Origin of the sequence: Thiobacillus denitrificans ATCC 25259 (assembly GCF_000012745.1) — a bacterium.
Classification (GTDB): Bacteria; Pseudomonadota; Gammaproteobacteria; order Burkholderiales; family Thiobacillaceae; genus Thiobacillus; species Thiobacillus denitrificans_B.
Window position 1 is genome coordinate 1,018,493 of sequence record NC_007404.1, and the last position, 20,070, is coordinate 1,038,562.

Annotated in this window: 18 protein-coding genes and 2 tRNA genes; 12 read left to right on the top strand and 8 right to left on the bottom strand. The window is 66.2% G+C overall.

Going from position 1 to position 20,070, the window contains the following annotated elements; all coding sequences use genetic code 11:
• Positions 1-31 precede the first annotated feature (31 nt).
• The 11 genes from rpsA (at position 32) to TBD_RS04860 (ending at position 10,542) form a co-directional block, all read left to right on the top strand.
• Positions 32-1,753, top strand: coding sequence for a 30S ribosomal protein S1 (gene rpsA, locus TBD_RS04810; RefSeq protein WP_011311468.1), 1,722 nt, complete (start codon positions 32-34; stop codon positions 1,751-1,753).
• A 2-nt stretch (positions 1,754-1,755) separates the two neighbouring features.
• Complete coding sequence (locus tag TBD_RS04815; protein ID WP_011311469.1) at positions 1,756-2,040, top strand: integration host factor subunit beta; 285 nt, start codon at positions 1,756-1,758, stop codon at positions 2,038-2,040.
• A 153-nt stretch (positions 2,041-2,193) separates the two neighbouring features.
• The gene (locus TBD_RS04820; RefSeq protein WP_011311470.1) at positions 2,194-2,484 is read left to right on the top strand and encodes a lipopolysaccharide assembly protein LapA domain-containing protein; all 291 of its coding nucleotides are present in this window, start codon (positions 2,194-2,196) and stop codon (positions 2,482-2,484) included.
• Positions 2,485-2,490: 6 nt separating this feature from the next.
• Positions 2,491-3,675, top strand: coding sequence for a lipopolysaccharide assembly protein LapB (gene lapB / locus TBD_RS04825; protein WP_011311471.1), 1,185 nt, complete (start codon positions 2,491-2,493; stop codon positions 3,673-3,675).
• A gap of 29 nt (positions 3,676-3,704) precedes the next feature.
• Complete coding sequence (gene pyrF, locus TBD_RS04830; protein WP_011311472.1) at positions 3,705-4,442, top strand: orotidine-5'-phosphate decarboxylase; 738 nt, start codon at positions 3,705-3,707, stop codon at positions 4,440-4,442.
• Complete coding sequence (locus TBD_RS04835) at positions 4,439-5,761, top strand: UDP-glucose dehydrogenase family protein (RefSeq protein WP_011311473.1); 1,323 nt, start codon at positions 4,439-4,441, stop codon at positions 5,759-5,761. The genes pyrF and TBD_RS04835 overlap by 4 nt, the downstream gene beginning before the upstream one ends.
• Positions 5,762-5,766: 5 nt before the next feature.
• Positions 5,767-6,711: a D-glycero-beta-D-manno-heptose-7-phosphate kinase gene (gene rfaE1, locus TBD_RS04840; protein WP_011311474.1), complete on the top strand. Its 945-nt coding sequence runs from the start codon at positions 5,767-5,769 to the stop codon at positions 6,709-6,711.
• Complete coding sequence (rfaD, locus tag TBD_RS04845) at positions 6,708-7,706, top strand: ADP-glyceromanno-heptose 6-epimerase (RefSeq protein WP_011311475.1); 999 nt, start codon at positions 6,708-6,710, stop codon at positions 7,704-7,706. Before rfaE1 ends, rfaD begins: the two co-directional genes overlap by 4 nt.
• Entirely contained in the window at positions 7,703-8,596 is an 894-nt protein-coding gene (gene cysM / locus TBD_RS04850; RefSeq protein ID WP_011311476.1) for a cysteine synthase CysM, read from the top strand. The genes rfaD and cysM overlap by 4 nt, the downstream gene beginning before the upstream one ends.
• Before the next feature lie 8 nt (positions 8,597-8,604).
• Complete coding sequence (gene radA, locus TBD_RS04855; protein ID WP_011311477.1) at positions 8,605-9,957, top strand: DNA repair protein RadA; 1,353 nt, start codon at positions 8,605-8,607, stop codon at positions 9,955-9,957.
• A gap of 81 nt (positions 9,958-10,038) precedes the next feature.
• Positions 10,039-10,542 (top strand): hypothetical protein, encoded by a 504-nt coding sequence (locus tag TBD_RS04860; protein WP_011311478.1) that lies wholly within the window; start codon positions 10,039-10,041, stop codon positions 10,540-10,542.
• Between the two features lie 87 nt (positions 10,543-10,629).
• On the opposite strand, the gene TBD_RS04865 is transcribed toward TBD_RS04860, so the two are convergent.
• The 8 genes from TBD_RS04865 to TBD_RS04900 all read right to left on the bottom strand — a co-directional run bounded on the left by TBD_RS04865 (position 10,630) and on the right by TBD_RS04900 (position 18,489).
• Positions 10,630-11,532 carry a YihY/virulence factor BrkB family protein gene (locus tag TBD_RS04865; RefSeq protein WP_011311479.1) on the bottom strand — a complete coding sequence of 301 codons (903 nt, stop codon included), beginning with the start codon at positions 11,530-11,532 and terminating at the stop codon, positions 10,630-10,632.
• 175 nt (positions 11,533-11,707) lie between these two features.
• Positions 11,708-13,339 carry a peptide chain release factor 3 gene (locus TBD_RS04870; RefSeq protein WP_011311480.1) on the bottom strand — a complete coding sequence of 544 codons (1,632 nt, stop codon included), beginning with the start codon at positions 13,337-13,339 and terminating at the stop codon, positions 11,708-11,710.
• A gap of 189 nt (positions 13,340-13,528) precedes the next feature.
• A tRNA-Arg gene (locus tag TBD_RS04875) sits at positions 13,529-13,605 on the bottom strand.
• 56 nt (positions 13,606-13,661) lie between these two features.
• A tRNA-Ser gene (locus TBD_RS04880) sits at positions 13,662-13,755 on the bottom strand.
• Positions 13,756-13,798: 43 nt separating this feature from the next.
• Positions 13,799-15,028 (bottom strand): aspartate kinase, encoded by a 1,230-nt coding sequence (locus TBD_RS04885; protein ID WP_011311481.1) that lies wholly within the window; start codon positions 15,026-15,028, stop codon positions 13,799-13,801.
• A 60-nt stretch (positions 15,029-15,088) separates the two neighbouring features.
• Positions 15,089-16,387 carry a 23S rRNA (uracil(1939)-C(5))-methyltransferase RlmD gene (gene rlmD, locus TBD_RS04890; protein WP_011311482.1) on the bottom strand — a complete coding sequence of 433 codons (1,299 nt, stop codon included), beginning with the start codon at positions 16,385-16,387 and terminating at the stop codon, positions 15,089-15,091.
• The gene (locus TBD_RS04895; RefSeq protein ID WP_041432963.1) at positions 16,384-17,160 is read right to left on the bottom strand and encodes a 3'-5' exonuclease; all 777 of its coding nucleotides are present in this window, start codon (positions 17,158-17,160) and stop codon (positions 16,384-16,386) included. Before TBD_RS04895 ends, rlmD begins: the two co-directional genes overlap by 4 nt.
• A 36-nt stretch (positions 17,161-17,196) precedes the next feature.
• On the bottom strand, positions 17,197-18,489 hold the full coding sequence (locus TBD_RS04900; RefSeq protein ID WP_041432965.1) for an HDOD domain-containing protein: 1,293 nt from the start codon (positions 18,487-18,489) through the stop codon (positions 17,197-17,199).
• Between the two features lie 95 nt (positions 18,490-18,584).
• Here TBD_RS04900 and TBD_RS04905 point away from each other — a divergent pair, with 95 nt between their 5' ends.
• Complete coding sequence (locus tag TBD_RS04905) at positions 18,585-20,042, top strand: DUF4139 domain-containing protein (protein WP_011311485.1); 1,458 nt, start codon at positions 18,585-18,587, stop codon at positions 20,040-20,042.
• The last annotated feature ends 28 nt before the right edge of the window (positions 20,043-20,070 follow it).

Genomic DNA, 20,070 nt, shown 5'->3' on the forward strand with positions numbered 1-20,070 from the left:
CCCGTCCTCGCCGACGGACTGAAGGTTTTTAATGTCTACTGCTACCGCTTCTTCCGCTCCCGCCTCCATGGAAAGCTTCGCCGCGCTGTTCGAGGAGTCGCTCTCGCATCAGGAGATGCGTCAGGGCGAGGTCATCACCGCCGAGATCGTCGGCATCGACCACAACTTCGTGACCGTGAACGCCGGCCTCAAATCCGAGAGCCTGATTCCGCTCGAAGAATTCAAGAACGACCAGGGCGAAGTCGAAGCCAAGGTCGGCGATTTCGTTTCCGTCGCCATCGAATCGATCGAAGACGGCTTCGGGGCGACCAAGCTGTCGCGCGAGCGTGCGAAGAAACTGGCAGCGTGGCTCGACCTGGAAGCGGCCATGAACGAAGGCCGCGTCGTTTCGGGCATGGTGCAGGGCAAGGTCAAGGGCGGCCTGACGGTGCTGGTCGGCGGCCTGCGCGCTTTCCTCCCGGGTTCGCTGGTCGACATGCGCCCGGTCAAGGACACCACGCCCTACGAATACAAGGAAATGGAGTTCAAGGTCATCAAGCTCGACCGCAAGCGCAACAACGTCGTCGTGTCGCGCCGTGCCGTGCTCGAAGAGACCATGGGCGCCGATCGGGAAGCGCTGATGGAAAGCCTGAAGGAAGGCTCGATCGTCAAGGGCGTCGTCAAGAACATCACCGACTACGGCGCGTTCGTCGACCTCGGCGGCATCGACGGCCTGCTCCACATCACCGACATGGCGTGGCGCCGCGTCAAGCATCCGACCGAAGTCGTGCACGTCGGCCAGGAGCTCGAAGCCAAGATCCTGCGCTACGACACCGAGAAGAACCGCGTTTCGCTCGGCCTGAAGCAGCTCGGCGACGATCCGTGGGTCGGCATCGCACGCCGTTACCCCCAGGGCACCCGCATGTTCGGCAAGGTCGCGAACCTGACCGACTACGGTGCGTTCGTCGAGATCGAAGAGGGCATCGAAGGTCTGGTCCACGTTTCCGAAATGGACTGGACCAACAAGAACGTCAGCCCGTCGAAGATCGTGCAGCTCGGCGACGAAGTCGAAGTCATGGTGCTCGACATCGACGAGGACAAGCGCCGCATCTCGCTCGGCATGAAGCAGTGCAAGTCGAACCCGTGGGAAGACTTCGCGATGAACCACAAGAAGGGCGACAAGGTCTCCGGCGCGATCAAGTCGATCACCGACTTCGGCGTGTTCATCGGCTTGCCTGGCGGCATCGACGGCCTCGTCCACCTGTCCGACCTGTCGTGGAGCGTGCCTGGCGAAGAAGCCGTGCGCAACTTCCGCAAGGGCCAGGACGTGGAAGCCGTGGTGCTCGGCATCGATCTCGAGCGCGAGCGCATCTCGCTCGGCATCAAGCAGCTCGAAGGCGATCCGCTGACCAGCTACGCGACCGGCCACGAGAAGGGCAGCATCGTCAAGGGCACGATCAAGACCGTTGAAGCCAAGGGCGCCACCGTCAAGCTCGACAGCGACATGGAAGGCTATCTGCGTGCCTCCGAAGTCTCGCGTGACCGCGTCGAAGACATGCGCAGCCACTACAAGGAAGGCGACGAAATCGAAGCCATGATCATCAACGTCGATCGCAAGAACCGCGTGATCAACTTGTCGATCAAGGCCAAGGACATGACCGAGCAGGACGCGGCGATGAAGAAATTCGCAGCCGAATCCGCTGCGGCCGCGAGCGGCTCGACCAATCTGGGAGCGCTGCTGAAGGCCAAGCTCGACAACAAGAACGCTGAGTAACCATGACCAAGTCCGAGCTGATTGCTCAACTGGCGGGGCGGCATTCGCAGTTTTCGATCGCGGATATCGAAATGGCGGTGAAAACGATCCTCGACGCGCTGGCGAAGAACCTGTCGCGCGGGGAGCGCATCGAGATCCGCGGTTTCGGCAGCTTCAGCCTGAGCTTTCGACCCGCGCGTCTCGGTCGCAACCCCAAGTCGGGCGAGCGCGTGCAGGTGCCGGCGAAGTATGTGCCGCACTTCAAGGCCGGCAAGGAACTGCGCGACCGCGTCGATTTCCCGCTGTAGTCGCTTCCGCCCGCCTCGCGGGCGGGTCGGCGGGCACGGCCTCGCTTGGAAAGGACTGGAAAACGGCGCGCAAGCGCCGTTTTCTTTTTCCGGTGCGCGCTTTTTGAAGCCGGTGCGCAAAGGTAGAATGGCGCCAACCCGACGCGACATACCATGAAAAATCTCACCCGTTATCTGGGACTGGCGGCGAAAGTCGCGCTGTTCCTGCTGGTTCTGGGGTTTGCGCTGAAGAACAGCCACACCGCGACCTTCTATTCCTATCTCGGTTACGTGTGGCAGGTGCCGCTGATCGTGTTGCTCGGTCTCGCTTTCCTGCTCGGTGCCTTGACCGGCGTGGTCGCGCTCCTGCCGACGCTCTTCCGCCTGCGGCGCGAGCTTGCGCGCAAGCCGCGCCTGCCCGAGCCGGATACGACGACGATTCCGACCGATCTGCCGGGCGTGTGACCGCGGATGGAATTCGAATTCTGGTGGCTGCTCGCGTTTCCGCTCTTTTTCGCCCTCGGCTGGATCGCGGCCCGGGTCGACATCCGGCAGGTCGTCACCGAATCGCGGGCGCTGCCCAACTCGTATTTCCGCGGCCTCAATTTCCTGCTCAATGAGCAGCCGGACAAGGCCATCGAGGCGTTTCTGGAAGTCGTCAAGCTCGAGCCCGAGACCATCGATTTGCATTTTGCGCTGGGCGGACTGTTCCGGCGCCGCGGCGAATTCGACCGCGCCATCCGCATGCACGAGCACCTGCTCGAGCGCGAATATCCTCAGGGTCACAAAGGGCTCGCCGAGGAGCAGCGCCTGCGGGCGATGAGCGAGCTGGGCCAGGACTACCTCAAGGCCGGCCTGCTCGATCGCGCCGAGCAGGTGTTCGGCAAGCTGCTCGAGACCTCCCAGCACGGGCAGGCGCGCACGCATCTGCTCGAAATCTACGTGCAGGAAAAGGACTGGCAGAAAGCGATCGACGCGGCGCGCCTGCTCGAGCGCGACACGAGCAAGCCGCTGAACGCGGATATCGCGCACTTTTATTGCGAGCTCGCCCTGCTCGAGTCAGCCAAGGGCAATTCGGACGCCGCAGCAGCGCAGCTGCAGCAGGCGCTCGCCGCGAACCGCCAGTCGGTGCGCGCGAACCTGATGACGGGCGACCTGCACGCCGCGGCCGGGCGGCACGAAGCGGCGATCGCGGCGTGGCGTCTGGTCGAGACCCAGAGCGCGGGTCACATGGCGCTCGTCGTCGACCGCGTGCTCGGGAGCTATCGCCAGCTTGGGCGCGTCGGCGAGGGCGTGCAGTGGCTCCGCGCCTTCTATGCGCGGCAGCCTTCGCACGATGTTTTCAACGCCTTGTATCTGGCGGTGTCCGAGACCGAAGGGGCGGCGGCCGCGCGCCAACTCGCACGAGAGGAACTGCGCCGCAACCCGAGCCTGCGCACGCTCGATCGCCTGCTCGAGGCCGAAATCGTCACGGCAGACCCCGAGCAGCGTGAGCTGTTGCAGGTGGAAAAGAGCCTCGTCGCCTCGTACAGCCAGCGCATGATGCGCTACCAGTGCGGCAGCTGCGGCTTCAAGGCCAAGCAATTCTTCTGGCGTTGTCCGGCGTGCGGGCGCTGGGACAGCTTCGATCCCGAGCGCGGCGAAGGCGAGAGCTAGAGGCACGATCCAGGGGGCAGGGAAGAAGAATGACGCACAAGATTATCGTCGCGCTGGATTTTCCGGCGGGTGCCCCGGCGCTGGCACTGGCGGATCGGCTCGATCCCGCACGATGCCGGCTCAAGGTCGGCAAGGAGTTGTTCACGGCAGCCGGACCCGATCTCGTGCGCGCGCTGGTCGCGCGCGGCTTCGAGGTCTTTCTCGATCTCAAGTTTCACGATATCCCGAATACCGTCGCCGCCGCGTGCCGCGCGGCCGCGGGACTCGGCGTGTGGATGCTCAACGTCCACGCCGCGGGCGGTCGGCGCATGATGGACGCCGCCCGCGAGGCGCTCGAATCCCTGCCCCCGGGGGATGGCGCCGCGGATACGCCGCAACGCCCTTTGCTGATCGCGGTCACTGTGTTGACGAGCATGAGCGCCGGCGACCTCGCCGAGACCGGCGTCGCCGACACGCCGGCCGAGCAGGTGATGCGGCTCGCCCGCCTCGCACACGCCTGCGCGCTCGACGGCGTCGTCTGCTCCGCGCAGGAGGCCGCAGGTCTGCGTGCCGCGCTCGGCGCGGACTTCCGTCTGGTCACCCCGGGGATTCGCCCGGCGGGCGCCGCAGCGGCGGACCAGCGCCGCGTGATGACGCCGGTCGAGGCGCTGCGCGCCGGAGCCACCGATCTGGTGATCGGCCGCCCCATCACCGGCGCGGGCGATCCGCTCGCGGCGCTCGCGGCGATTCAAGCGGACATTGAAGAAAATCTAGGGAGAGCGTTTTGAAAATCACTGTGATCGGCACGGGCTACGTCGGCCTGGTGACCGGAACCTGCCTGGCCGAGGTCGGCAACGACGTGCTGTGCCTCGATCTCGATCCGAAGAAGATCGAAACGTTGAAAGCCGGCGGCATCCCGATCTACGAACCCGGGCTCGAAGACATGGTGCAGCGCAATGTCGCCGCGGGCCGCCTGCACTTCACGACCGACATCGAGGAATCGGTGGCCTTCGGCCAGATCCAGTTCATCGCCGTCGGCACGCCGCCTGACGAGGACGGCTCGGCCGACCTGCAGTACGTCGTCGCGGCCGCGCGCAATATCGGGCGGCACATGGACGACTACAAGCTCGTCGTCGACAAGTCGACCGTGCCCGTGGGCACCGCCGACAAGGTCAGGGCGGCACTTGCCGAGGAACTGGCGAGGCGCGGCGCGGCGATCGAATTCAACGTCGCCTCCAACCCCGAATTCCTGAAAGAAGGTGCGGCGGTCGAGGATTTCATGAAGCCCGACCGCATCGTGATCGGCACCGACAGCGAGCGCGCCACACAGCTTCTGCGCCAGCTCTACGCGCCCTTCCAGCGCAACCACGAGCGCCTGCGCGTGATGGACGTCAGGAGCGCCGAATTGACCAAGTACGCCGCCAACGCGATGCTGGCGACGCGCATCTCCTTCATGAACGAACTCGCGGTCCTCGCGGAAAAGCTCGGCGCCGACATCGAGCAGGTGCGCCACGGCATCGGCTCCGACCCGCGCATCGGTTACGACTTCCTGTATGCCGGCTGCGGCTATGGCGGGTCGTGCTTCCCCAAGGATGTGCAGGCCCTGCGCCGTACCGGCCAGGAAAACGGCGTGCCCCTGCGCGTGCTCGACGCGGTCGAGGAGGCCAACGACGCGCAGAAGCAGATTCTCGTGAACAAGCTCGTCGCGCGCTTCGGCAACGACCTCGAAGGCAGGCGCTTCGCGATGTGGGGGCTCGCGTTCAAGCCGAATACCGACGACATGCGCGAGGCGCCGAGCCGCACGATGCTCGACGCGCTCTGGGCGATGGGTGCGAGCGTTTCCGCCTACGACCCGGCGGCGATGGACGAGACCCGCCGTATCTACGGCGAGCGGGCTGACCTGCAACTCGTCGACAGCCCGATGGACGCCTTGAAGGGCGCCGACGCGCTGCTCATCGTGACCGAATGGAAGGTGTTTCGCAGCCCCAACTTCGACACCCTTAAATCGCTGCTGAAGGCGCCGTTGATCTTCGACGGCCGCAACCTCTACGAGCCGCGCGCGATGCGCGAAATGGGCTTCGACTATTTCCCGATCGGGCGCCCGTGACGCCGTTGCGTGACGCGATCGCGCGCACCCGCATCCTCGTCGCGGGTGACGTGATGCTCGACCGCTACTGGTTCGGCGAGGTTTCGCGCATTTCGCCCGAAGCGCCGGTGCCGGTCGTGCATGTCACGCGCAACGAGGATCGCATCGGCGGCGCAGGCAACGTCGCACGCAACGCCGCGGCGCTCGGTGCGCAGGTAACCCTGCTGTCGGTGGCGGGGCGCGACGAAGCCGGATTGGCCTTGCGCCGCCTGCTCGACGCCGAGCCGTTCGCCGTGCAGTTGCACGAGGACCCGGCGTATTCGACGATCACCAAGCTGCGTGTCATCGGCCGGCAGCAGCAACTCCTGCGCGTCGATTTCGAAACCCAGCCCGGCCATGAAGTGCTCGCCGCCAAGCTCGAAGCCTTCGCTCGGCTTCTCGCGGAGTGCGACGTGGTGATTCTCTCCGACTACGGCAAGGGCGGGCTGACGCACGTCGGCCGCATGATCGAATTGGCGCGCGACGCGAAGAAGCCTATTCTGGTCGATCCCAAGGGTGACGACTGGGCGCGTTACGCCGGTGCGACGCTGATCACGCCGAACCGCAGCGAATTCCGCGAGATCGCGGGCGGCTGGAAATCGGAGCGCGAGCTCGCCGACAAGGCAGCGGAGGTACGTCGCAAATTCCGCTTCGACGCCCTGCTCGTGACACGCAGCGAGGAGGGCATGAGTCTCTTCGACGCCGAGGGCGCGCACCACGAAGCGACGCGCGCGCAGGAGGTGTTCGACGTCTCGGGCGCCGGCGATACCGTCATCGCTGCCCTCGCGGTTGCGTTGGGTGCGGGGGCGAGCAGCGTCGAGGCGATGCGGCTGGCGAACCGCGCCGCAGGCATCGTCGTCGGCAAGTTCGGCACCGCGGTCGCGACGGCGGACGAGGTTTTTGCAAACAGCTCAACCGGAGGACAGCCATGAGCCAGTACACCGTGGTCACCGGCGCCGCCGGTTTCATCGGCGCCAACATCGTCAAGGCGCTGAACGAGCGCGGCGAGACGAACATCATCGCAGTCGACAACCTCACCAAGGCCGACAAGTTCAAGAACCTGACCGACTGTGAAATCGCCGACTATCTCGACAAGACCGAATTTCTCAGCGTGGTCGAAGAGGGTGTGCTCGACGGCAGCGTCGCGGCGATCTTCCACGAGGGCGCCTGCTCCGACACAATGGAGACCGACGGCCGCTACATGATGGACAACAACTACCGCTATTCGGGCGCGTTGCTGAAGTTCTGCCAGGATGAAGGCGCGCAGTTCCTGTACGCCTCGTCGGCGAGCGTCTACGGCAGCGGGCGGGTGTTTTCCGAATCGCGCGAGTGCGAGTCGCCGCTCAACGTCTACGGCTACTCGAAGTTCCTGTTCGACCAGAGCGTGCGCCGGCTGTGGGCAGAGCGCACGGCGCAGATCGCGGGCTTCCGCTACTTCAACGTCTACGGGCCGCGCGAGCAGCACAAGGGCCGCATGGCCTCGGTCGCCTTCCACTTCTTCAACCAGTACCGTGCCGAGGGCCGGGTGAAGCTGTTCGAGGGGTGCGACGGCTATCCGAACGGCGAGCAGCGCCGCGACTTCGTCTCGGTCGAGGACGTCGTGCGGGTCAACATGTGGTTCCTCGACCATCCCGAGGTGTCGGGCATCTTCAACGTCGGAACCGGGCGCTGCCAGAGCTTCAACGACGTCGCCGTTGCCACGGTCAACGCCTGCCGCGCGGCCGAGGGCCAGGATGCGTTGACGCTCGACGAGATGCAGGCTCAGGGGCTCATCGGCTACGTAGCCTTCCCCGAGGCGCTCAAGGGCAAGTACCAGAGCTATACCGAAGCGGATACGGCGGCCCTGCGTCGCGCCGGCTACGACGGCTCGTTCTACAGTGTCGAAGAGGGAACTGCACGCTACATCGAGCGTCTGCTGCAGTCATGAGCACTTACAAGACCATCGAGGATACGGTCGGCAATACGCCGCTGGTGCGTCTCAAGCGTCTGCCCGGCGAGACGTCGAACATCGTGCTGGTCAAGCTCGAAGGCAACAATCCGGCCGGTTCGGTGAAGGACCGCCCCGCGCTGTCGATGATCGAGCAGGCCGAGGCGCGCGGCGAGATCCGGCCCGGTGACACGCTGATCGAGGCGACCAGCGGCAACACGGGCATCGCGCTCGCGATGGCGGCGGCGATGCGTGGCTACAAGATGGTGCTCATCATGCCCGAGCATCTGTCGATCGAGCGGCGCCAGACCATGCGTGCCTTCGGCGCGGAGTTGCGGCTCGTCAGCCGGGAGGCGGGCATGGAGGGGGCGCGCGATCTGGCGATCGAACTCGAGAAACAGGGCGTCGGCCGCGTCCTCGACCAGTTCACCAACCCCGACAATCCGGCCGCGCATTACCGCAGCACCGGCCCGGAGATCTGGCGCGACACCGAAGGCCGGATCAGCCATTTCGTCTCGAGCATGGGCACGACCGGCACGATCATGGGCTGCTCGCGCTACCTCAAGGAGCAGAACCCCGCGATCCAGATCGTCGGCGTGCAGCCGACCGAAGGCGCGCAGATTCCCGGCATCCGTAAGTGGCCGGCCGAATACGTGCCGAAGATCTGCGACCCGAGCCGCGTCGACCGCATGATCTACGTCGGCCAGCAGGACGCCGAGGAGACGACCCGGCGCCTCGCGCGCGAGGAAGGCATCTTCGCCGGCATCTCTTCGGGCGGCGCGCTGTGGGCCGCGCTGCAACTGTCGAAGGAAGTCGAGAACGCGACCATCGTCTCGATCGTCTGCGACCGCGGCGACCGCTATCTGTCGACCGGCGTGTTCCCCGCGTAAGCGGCGTCATGGCGAAGGCCAAAACGGTTTACACCTGCACCGAGTGCGGCGGCAGCTCGCCCAAATGGCAGGGCCAGTGCCCGGCGTGCAACGCCTGGAACACGCTGGTCGAGACGATCGCCGAGACGGCAAAGCCCCGCTTCGCCGCGCTCGCGGCGACGAGTCAGGTACAGCTGCTGCACGAGGTCGAGGCCTCGGAGGAAAGCCGCATCGCGACAGGGATCGGCGAACTCGACCGCGTCCTGGGCGGCGGCCTCGTCCCGGGCGGCGTCACGCTGATCGGCGGCGACCCGGGCATCGGAAAATCGACGCTGCTGCTGCAGGCGCTCGCCGGGCTGGCGGAGCGCATGGGGACGCTCTACGTCAGCGGCGAGGAATCGGCACGTCAGGTCGCCTTGCGCGCCCGGCGTCTTGCCCTGCCCGAAACGCGGCTGCCGGTTTTGCCCGAGATTCGGCTCGAGGCGATCCTCGCGCAGCTCGCGGCGACCTCGCCCGAGGTCGCCGTCGTCGACTCGATCCAGACCGTTTATTCGGAGGCCCTGACCTCGGCGCCGGGATCGGTCGCGCAGGTGCGCGAGTGCGCGGCGCAGCTCACCCGCCACGCCAAGCAGAGCGGCACCGCGGTCATCCTGGTCGGGCACGTCACCAAGGAAGGCGCGATCGCCGGGCCGCGCGTGCTCGAGCACATTGTCGACACCGTGTTGTACTTCGAGGGGGACACGGGCTCGAGCTACCGCCTCGTGCGCGCGTTCAAGAACCGCTTCGGGGCGGTCAACGAGATCGGCGTGTTCGCGATGACCGAAAAGGGCCTGAAGGGCGTTTCGAACCCCTCGGCAATCTTTCTCTCGCGTCACGGCGAGCCCGTGCCGGGTTCGTGCGTGCTCGTGACGCAGGAAGGAACGCGCCCGCTCCTCGTCGAGATCCAGGCGCTCGTCGACACGAGTCACGCGCCCAATCCACGCCGTCTGAGTGTCGGCCTCGAGCAGAACCGTCTCGCGATGCTACTCGCCGTCTTGCATCGCCACGCCGGCATCGCCTGTTTCGATCAGGACGTCTTCGTCAACGCGGTCGGCGGGGTGAAGATCAGCGAGCCGGCGGCCGACCTCGCCGTCCTGGCCGCGATCGTGTCGTCGCTTAGGAGCCAGCCGCTGCCCGACAAGCTCGTGATGTTCGGCGAAGTGGGGCTCGCCGGCGAGATCCGTCCGGTGCAGCGCGGACAGGAGCGCCTGAAGGAAGCGGCCAAGCTCGGCTTCACCCAGGCCATCGTGCCGGCCGCGAACCAGCCCAAGCAGAAAATCGCCGGCATGACGGTGCACGCGGTGCAGCGTCTCGACGACGCGATCAGCCTGTTCCGCGGCTAGCGGTCATGCCTGCGCGGAGCGTTTCGGCCCGCAGCCGCTGGCTATACTTCGAAGGCGAATCAAACGCGTACGGAGGCTGTCATGAAGAGATGCGGAAAGGTATTCGTCACGGCCGCTCTGCTCGGCACCGTTTTCCCGGCGTATCCGGCCGAGGCGCAGCAGGCCGACGACACGGCGCCCGCCGCCCAGTCGCCCAGCGACGCGCCTTCCGCGGCGGAAGTCCGGCAGAAGCTCGGCAGCGCGGCCGACGCGATCAAGCGCTACAGTGCGGACAAGCGCGACGAAGCCGCGCAGAAAGCCAAGGTCGCGCTCGACCTGCTCGACCGCCGCATGGACGCGCTCGAGACCGACATCGACCGGAACTGGGAGCGCATGGATGCCGCGGCGCGCGCGCGTTCCCGCGAGGCCATGCGTGCCTTGCAGGACGAGCGCGTTGAGGTTGCCGAGTGGTACGGCAGCCTCAAGAGCAGCACGGCGAGCGCCTGGGAGGAAACCCGGCAGGGCTTCGTCCGAGCGTATCAGGCGCTCCAGCGCGACTGGGAAAACGCCGAGCGCCAACAGGCGGACGACGCAAGCGGGAAGTAGCGCGGGTCGCGCGGCGCTTTTCACCGGAAGATTTTCCTGAAAGACCGGCATCCATCAGCCGGCCTTTTTTGGCGTGCGACCGCCCGCTTAGCCTTTTGCGGCGACGACCGGCGCGGCGGCCCTTGAGGCGCTCTGCCCGTGCTTCAGCGAACCGTGTTCGTCGGCGTATACCTTCGTGAACTCGGCACCGAGCAGGAAGATCTGCGAGGCATAGTAGACCCAGGCCAGCAGCACCACCAGCGAGCCGGCCGCGGCGAAGGATTCGGAGAGCGCGCTTTTGCCGAGGTAGAGCCCGATCAGCAGCTTTCCGAGCTCGAAGAGGACCGCGGTCACCGCCGCGCCTATCCACACGTCGCGCCATGCGACGTCGGCGGACGGCATGAGCTTGAAGATCATCGCGAAAAGCAGGGTCGTGATCGACAGCGATATCGCCATGTTGACGCACTGCAGCACGACTTCCCATCCCGGCATGAGCGCGCCGGTCCATCGGCCGAACACCGCGATCGCCGTGCTTACGATCAGCGACACCATGAGCAGGAAGGCGAGGCCCAGGATCAGGCCGAAGGACAGCAGGCGTGCGCGCAGCAGCGCCCAGATGCCCGATGGCCTCTCGGATTTCGGCACCTTCCAGATGCGATCGAGCGCGCGCTGCAGTTCGGCAAAGACGGTCGTCGCACCGAGTGCCAGGACGCCGCCGCTGACGAGGCCGGCGACCAGCCCTTTTTCCGTGTCGCTCGCGCTGCGCACGAGACGTTCCACGAGGATGGCGCCCTCCTGCCCGATCAGTCCGCCGATCTGCGCGACGATCTGACCCTGGATGGCATCGCGGCCGAACACGGCGCCGGCGACCGCGATCACGATCACCAGAAGCGGGGCGAGCGAGAACGCGCTGTAATAGGCGATGGCGGCGCCCATGCTCGGTGCGTAGTCCGCGATGTAGGCGGACACCACCTTGCGGGCGAGGACGAACAGACTGCGAACACTCAGCATTGCACGGCTCCTTCGTTGCCGCCGGGAGGCCCCCGCGGCGAGAGCTCTTGGTATAGCAAAGGCGCCGCGGCACGCGTGTCACGAAGCGCGCCGCTTGCGTTACCGCGCGATCACCGCGACCGCGCGATCCTCAGGCGTGTTCTTCAACGGCCGCGCCGCATACGGAACGTGCGACTCAAGTCAGGAGCTGTCCGTGCTCGCGCGTGTCGTGGAACGCGACCTTGGGCCAACGTTCCTGGGCGAGGGTGAGGTTCACGCGCGTGTCGGCCAGATACACGAGATTGCCGTCGACGTCCTTGGCGAGCCGCAGCGAATTGGCCTTGGTGAATTCGGCGAGGTGCTGGGCGTCGGGGCAGGTGACCCACCGCGCCGTGTGAATCCCCGCGTTCTCGAAGCTCGCGTCGACGCCGTATTCGGTCTTCAATCGGTGCGCGACGATCTCGAACTGCAGCGGGCCGACTGCGCCGATCAAGAGCGTGTTGTCGGCGAAGGGCTCGAACACCTGCACCGCGCCTTCCTCGCCGAGTTCGAGCAGGCCCTTGTTGAGCTGCTTGGCGCGCAAGGGATCGCGGAGCCGCGGCTTGGAGAACAATTCGGGCGCGAAGTAGGGGATGCCCTTGAACTGCAGCGCCTCGCCTTCGGTCAGCGTGTCGCCGATCTGCAGCTGGCCGTGGTTGTGGATGCCGATGATGTCGCCCGCGACGGCGTCGTCCGAGCGCTGCCGCTCGTTGGCCATGAACACGACCGCGTTGGCGATCTTCATGTCCTTGCCGGTGCGCCGGTGGCGCACCTTCATACCCGGCGAATAGCGGCCAGAGCAGACGCGGAAAAACGCGATGCGGTCGCGGTGCTGCGGGTCCATGTTGGCCTGAATCTTGAAGACGAAACCGGTGAACTTCGGTTCGGTCGGCTCGACCGTGCGCTCGACCGCATCGCGCGGCAGTGGCGAGGGCGCCCAGTCCGACAGTGCGCGCAGCACCTCGCGCACGCCGAAGTTGTTGATGCCGGAGCCGAAGAACACGGGCGTCTGGCGGCCAGCGAGAAAGTCTGCCAGGTCGAAGGCCGCGCCGGCCCCGCGAACGAGTTCGATCTCGGACAGCAGCGCGTCGGCCTCGAGCGGAAAGAGCTCGCGCAGCTTCGCGTCGCCGAGGCCCTGCAGCGACTCGAACTGCTGGCCCGCGTTTTCCTCGCCTGCCTTGAACCGCAGGATCTCGTCGTGGATCAGGTGATACACGCCCTGGAAGCGCTTGCCCATGCCGATCGGCCAGGTCACTGGCGCGCAGTGGATCTTCAGGATCGACTCGATCTCGTCCAACAGCTCGAGCGGCTCGCGCACCTCGCGGTCCAGCTTGTTGATGAAGGTGATGATCGGCGTGTCGCGCAGTCGGCAGACTTCGAGCAGCTTGATCGTCTGTTCTTCGACGCCCTTCGCGGCGTCGACGACCATGATCGCCGCGTCGACCGCGGTCAGCACGCGATAGGTGTCTTCCGAGAAGTCCTTGTGGCCCGGCGTGTCGAGCAGGTTGAACACGCAGTCGCCGTAGGAGAACTGCATGACCGACGAGGCGACCGAGATGCCGCGCTCCTGTTCGACCGCCATCCAGTCCGAGGTGGCGAACTTGCCGCTCTTCTTCGCCTTGACCGTGCCGGCCATCTGGATCGCGCCGCCGAACAGCAGCAGCTTTTCGGTCAGCGTCGTCTTGCCGGCGTCCGGGTGGGAGATGATCGCGAACGTGCGGCGCTTCTTGACGTCGCGCGCAAGGGCCGGGTCGCCGGCCTGGGCCGGTGCGGGGGAAGCGGATTCCATCGGGGTGTTCTGATACTGAGGCAGGCGCAATTTTAAGCGATTCCGCGTGCTTCCCTACGGCGTGGATGACGATATCGCAGGGTGCGGGGTTGCCGTCACGCAGGCCGTTTGCATGCGACGCCGAAAAGCCGGACCGGCGATCTGCGATAAGAAAAAAAAGTCCGGTCGGATGACCGGACTTTCGATGTTTGGCGCGCCCGAAGAGATTCGAACTCCTGACCCCTTGGTTCGTAGCCAAGTACTCTATCCAGCTGAGCTACGGGCGCTTTGAAGGATGCGCATTATACGCGGTTTTCGCGCTGCGACGCAAACTTGTTCGGATTGGCGGAGACGGAGGGATTCGAACCCTCGATACAGGTTTAAGCCCGTATGCTCCCTTAGCAGGGGAGTACCTTCAACCACTCGGCCACGTCTCCGAACCGCCGCGCATTGTAGCGGAATGCGCGGCGGAAAGCCACTTCAGGCCGTCGCCTTGTCCAGTTCGAAGGCCTGGTGCAGCGCGCGCACGGCGAGTTCGAGGTACTTGTCCTCGACCACGACCGAGATCTTGATCTCGGAGGTCGAGATCATCTGCAGGTTGATGTTTTCCTTCGACAGCGTCTCGAACATCTTTTTCGCGATGCCGACGTGCGAGCGCATGCCGACACCGACGATCGACACCTTGGCGATCTTGTCGTCACCGGTGACTTCGCGTGCGCCGACCGTCGCGGCGGTCGCCTTGACGAGGCTCATCGCCTTGGCGAAGTCGTTGCGGTGCACGGTGAAGGTGAAGTCGGTGGTGTTGGCGTGACCGACGTTCTGCACGATCATGTCGACGTCGACGTTGGCGTCGGCGACGGGGCCAAGAATCTGATAGGCGATGCCCGGATGGTCCGGCACGCCGACGACAGTGATCTTCGCTTCGTCACGGCTGAAGGCGATGCCCGAGATGATGGCCTGTTCCATGTTGTCGTTTTCCTCGAATGTGATGAGCGTGCCGTCGCCTTCGTCCTGAAAGCTCGACAGCACGCGCAGTTTGACCTTGTACTTGCCTGCGAACTCGACCGAGCGGATCTGCAGCACCTTGGAGCCGAGGCTCGCCATTTCGAGCATTTCCTCGAACGTCACGGTCTTCAGCCGCCGTGCTTCGGGGACGATGCGTGGGTCGGTCGTATAGACGCCGTCGACGTCGGTATAGATCTGGCATTCGTCGGCCTTGAGCGCGGCCGCGAGCGCGACGCCGGTGGTGTCAGAGCCGCCCCGTCCCAAGGTCGTGATGTTGCCGCCCTCGTCGACGCCTTGGAAGCCCGCGACGACGACGACGTGACCCGAGTCGAGGTCGCGCCGCATCTTGGCCTCGTCGATGCTGAGAATGCGGGCCTTGGTGAAGGCGTCGTCTGTGAGGATGCGCACCTGGGCGCCGGTGTAGCTCTTCGCCTTGAGGCCGAGATCCTTGAGCGCCATCGCGAGCAGCGCGATCGTGACCTGCTCGCCAGTCGACACCATCATGTCGAGCTCGCGCGGGTCGGGTTCGGCCTGGATCTGTTTGGCGAGGCCGATCAGGCGGTTGGTTTCGCCCGACATCGCCGAGAGCACGACCACGACCTGGTGGCCGAGCATTTTGAACTTGGCGACGCGTTCGGCCACGGCGCGGATGCGTTCGACGTTGGCGACCGAGGTGCCGCCGTACTTTTGTACGATGAGTGCCATTTCTGGGGGCTGGGATCCAGGAGTTAGGGGCTGGGGGCGAAAAAAACGGATTCTAAGGGATTAGCGCTCGAATAGCGCGATCGATTCGACGTGCGCGGTGTGAGGGAACATGTTGGCGACGCCGGCCGCTTCCAGCCGGTAGCCCTTGACGTGGACGAGCACCTCGGCATCGCGTGCGAGCGTCGCTGGATCGCAGGAAACGTAGACGATGCGGCGGGGCGCGCCGGCCTCCGGCAGCGACTTCACGACCTCGATCGCGCCCGAGCGCGGGGGGTCGATCAACAGCTTGTCGAAGGGCCCGAGCGCGGCGAATTTTTCCGGCGTCATCTCGAACAGGTTGTCGACCTCGAATCGCGCGTGGGGCAGGGCGTTGCGCAGGGCGTTTTCGCGCGCCCGGGCGACGAGCTCCGTGCTGCCCTCGATGCCGAGGACGTCGGCGCCGCGGTGCGCGATCGGCAGCGTGAAGTTGCCGAGGCCGCAGAACAGGTCGGCGATGCGTTCGCCTGGCCGCGGGTCGAGCAGGCGCAGCGCGCGGCTCACGAGCGCGCGGTTGATCGCACTGTTGACTTGGGTGAACTCGGTCGGCCGGAAAGGCATTACCAGCCCGAATTCGGGCAGGCCGTAGCTCAATTCCGGCGCGATGTCGGGCCAGAACGGGCGCGCGGTCTCCGGACCCTTGCGCTGCTCCCAGACCTGCACGTGGTGCGCGTCGGCGAATGCGCGAACGTGCGCCGCATCGTCGTCGTTCCAGGGTTCGAGCAGGCGGAACACCAGCACGATGACGTGTTCGCCGGCGGCGACTTCGATCTGCGGGATGCGGTCGGCGTTCGACAGGCGGCCGATCAGCTCGCGCAGCGGCTGGATCAGGGCCGACACGCCGGGGGCGAGCACCTCGCAGCTGGCCATGTCGGCGATGAAGCTCGAGCGCTTCTCGTGAAAGCCCACCAGCACGCCGCCTTTCTTCTCGACGCGGCGCACCGAGAGGCGCGCGCGGCCGCGGTAGCCCCAGCTCGGGCCGTGCAGCGCCGGCAGCAGGACACTGGGGCGGACCTTGCCGATGCGGGCGAGGTTTTCCTCGAGCACGCGTTGCTTGGCCGCGACCTGGGCGCTCGGCTCGAGATGCTGCATCGAGCAGCCGCCGCAGCGGCCGAAATAGCGGCAACGCGGTTCTGCGCGCTGCGCGCTGGGCGCGAGAATCGCGACCGCATTGGCCGAGTTGTACTTGGCGTGCTTGCGAAAGATCGCGATTTCCGCGCGCTCGCCGGCCAGCGCGCCGTCGACGAAGGTGACCTTGCCGTCGAGGCGTGCGACGCCGTGGCCCTCGTGATCGAGGGAAAGGATGTCGACGACCGGATTCATGCCCAGGCCGCGAGAAACTCCCGCCAGTGCGCCGCGGGATGCGCCTCGACGGTGGCGCGCGCAAGCGCGATTTCAGCGAGGTAGGCGGCTTCGGAAAGCGTGCCGCGTATCTTCTGGAAACGCAGATAGACGAGCCAGGTGTTCATGACGTCGGTCTCGCAGTAGTTGCGGATCGACTCGATGTCGCCGTTTTGAAACGTTTCGAGCACCTTGGAGCCATCCATCCCGAGCTTGCCGGGGAAGCCACACAGCTTCGCCATCTGGTCGAGCGGCGCGCTCGCGCGCGGCTGGTACATCGCAAGCACGTCCATCAGGTCGAGGTGACGCGTGTGGTAGCGGCCGAGGTAGTTGTTCCACTTGAATTCCTTGTCGTCGTCGCCCCAGTCCCAGTAGCGCGGCGCCGCCACCCCATGGCTGAGGCTGCGGTAGTGGAGAACGGGAAGGTCGAAGCCGCCGCCGTTCCACGAGACGAGTTGCGGCGTGTAACGTTCGATTCCGTCGTAGAAGCGATGAATCAGTTCGGCCTCGCCGCTGTCGTTCTCCCCGAGCGACCAGACACGCAACTGATCGCCGCTGCGCAGCACGCAGGAAATCGCGACGATGCGGTGCAAGTGATGCGGCATGAAGTCGCTGCCGGTCTTCTGTCGGCGCGCGAGCAATGCCATTTCCGCGAGTTCGGCTTGCGGCAGCGCCGACTCGTCTATCCCGTGGACCGCGGCGAAGCCGGCCAGGTCGGGAATGGTCTCAATGTCGAATACGAGGGTCGGGTGCATGGGCTGGCGATGCGCAAAAGCCGCCATTTTACGCCGTCAATGCAGCGCGACATCGAGGGCCGACGCGGCGATCAGCGCGTCGAGATAGGCGACCGATATCTGGTGCAGCGGAACGCCGAGCTGCTGGGCAAAGCGCGCCAGGGTCTCGGCATCGTTGCTCTCGCAGGCGTAAGTCAACTGCAGCAGCCTGCCCTCGGCGGAAGGGTGGGCGCTCAAGGCGCGCGCGCTCGTCGCCGACAGGCCGAGCCTGCGTATCAGACTCTCCACCGGCAGGGAAAGGGCATAGGTGGCGGTCGACAGCAGGCCGATCTCGAACGCGGCCGCCGCGCTCTCGGCCGGTGCGCCGAGCCGGGTGATCTTGCCCATGAACAGCGCACGCGTGAGTGCGGTCACGGCATAGTGGCGGCTCGCATCGCCCGGCGCCCCGCCGGCGAGCGCAAGCAAGGCGGCCACGCGACGTGCGCGCGGCCCGCCGAGCATGACGAGTGCGTGGGCCGCCGACTCGGCGGGCCGGCTCAGCCCGCCCACCGGCGAGTTGGCGATCGCGAGGAAACGCTGGGCCATGTTCGGGTTGAGGCGAAAGAACTGCGCGAGTGTGTCGACGGGCTCGCGCAGCGCGATCGCCAGCAGGTCGAGCTGCATGGCCAACTCGTGGCTGCTCGCTACGGGTTGGGTGTCGCCGGAAAAGAAGCTGCCGCGGAACCACGCGTCGACGGGCCAGCGCGCGAGGGCCGGCGCGTTGCGAATCCCTTCGACGATCAGGCGGGCACTCGTCCTCGGCCGCACGTCGTCAGCATGGCAGGCGAGATAGGGCCAGGCCGACGCGCTGTCCTGCACGACGGCGTCGCCGCGGTCGAGCGTCGGACAGAAATTGAGGCCGGCGTCCTGCAGGGCCAGTGCCCGCGCGAGATCGCGGGAACTGGAAAGACGCACGCACCAGATCAGCTGGCGCTGGTTGATCTCGCGCGGGATCTCGCTGAACAGCACGCCTGTACTGATTCGGACCAGCAGCGGCAACGCTTCGGAAAGGCCGTCCTGCGTCAACGAATACAGGCCCGTCAACAGCATGTCCTCGTCCATCTGCCGGAGTTCCGGCGCAGCGTCCGGGGCGGCGGTGCGGCCGCGCAAGACGAGTTCGTGGGCGACCAGCCGGGACGTCGCGTCGAACAGAGGGTCGAAGGACAAGAACCGTTCGCGCAGCGCTTCTTCACGCACGGGCGCGCTGCTGGCGGCGCCGAGCATCTGGGTCACGGCGACGGGTTGCTCCGAGTCGCCGGTATTGATGCCTCCGCCGACGATGTGGGACGGAGGGGATGCGTCTGAGGTCATGGCGTTCGCTGCGGGTTTGCCCGGCATTCTAGCGCCGCGCGGCAGTTTCGCCGATATCGTGCATCATGGGCGCTACGCTGCAAGGAGGAAAAACCATGTTCCGTAACACGAGGCTGCTCGGCACGGCGATCGCCGGCCTGGCCGTGGCGGGCCTGTCCGCAGGCGCGTCCGCCACGAACGATATCGTCAGCCGGGTCGCCGACCGCGAGAGCGTCGCACTCACGCTCTACGCCGACGATCTCGCCCTGATCAAGGACGTCCGCCGCGTCCGCCTGGGTCCCGACATGAACCGCCTGAGTTGGCTCGACGTCGCCGCGCAGCTTCGCCCGGAGACGGTGCGCTTGCGCAATCTGTCCGATCCCGCCGGCTTTCGGGTCAGCGAGCAGGCCTTCGATTTCGACCTGCTGACGCCAGAAAGACTGATCGAGCACTACGTCGGGCGCGAAGTCGGTGTCATCCGAACACATCCGGGCACGGGCGCCGAAAGCCGCGAGAAGGCGACGCTGCTGACGAGCCGCGGCGGCGTCGTGCTGCAGTTCCCCGACCGCGTCGAAACAGGAATGCCGGCCCGGCTCGCATTTCCCGCCGTGCCCGACGCGCTCCACACGGCGCCCGCACTCGTCTTTTCGCTCGCCGACGCGCGGGCGGGCGCGCAGCGGCTCGAGCTTTCGTATCTGACGACGGGCCTCTCGTGGCGCGCGGATTACGTCGTGGAACTCCGCGACGATGGGGCGCATCTGGATCTCGACGGTTGGGTGACGCTGGTCAACCAGAGTGGCGCCGCCTATCGCGACGCCCGGCTGCAGTTCGTCGCCGGCACGCTCAACCGCGTCCGCGACGGGGCGCAGCCGCTGGCGCGCGAGTCGATGTCGCTCGGCGCGAAGTCCGCGGGTGGCGCGTATCTGCAGCCCGAGCCGCTGGCCGGCCATCATCTCTATACGCTGCCGCAGCCGACGAGCCTCGCGGAAAACCAGACCAAGCAGGTCGCACTCCTGCGCGCGGCGCGCGTGCCGGTCAGGAAGGAACTCGTGCTGCAGGGCGTCGGCCACATCTATACGGGCCGCTATCCGGCCCCGTCGCAGCCGGCGCACGTCGGCATGTTCCTCGAATTTGAAAACCGGGGCGCCGGCCTCGGGCTGCCCTTGCCTGCGGGCGTCGTGCGCGTCTACGAGCAGGATGCCCGTGGCAGCAGCCAGTTCGTCGGCGAGGACCGGATCGGCCACACGCCGAGGAACGAATCGCTCCGGCTGACGCTCGGCGAAGCCTTCGACCACACCGCCGAACGCAGGCAGACGGCTTTCGAGCAACGGCCCGGCACGCAGCGTGACGCCGCCGTCTACGAGTCGGCGCATGAAATCGTGTTGAAGAACGCAGGGAAGGAAACGGCGACCGTCACGGTCCGCGAGCCGATCCCCGGCGACTGGGAGATACTTTCCGAGTCGCGGCCGCACGCGCGACCCGACGCCGGCACCGCCGAGTGGAAGCTGCGCGTGCCGGGCGGCGGCAAAGCGACGCTCGTTTATCGCGTGCGCGTCAAGGGCCTGATGCAGTAGGGCTCGCCGCGTGGAATGGCGGCGGCGC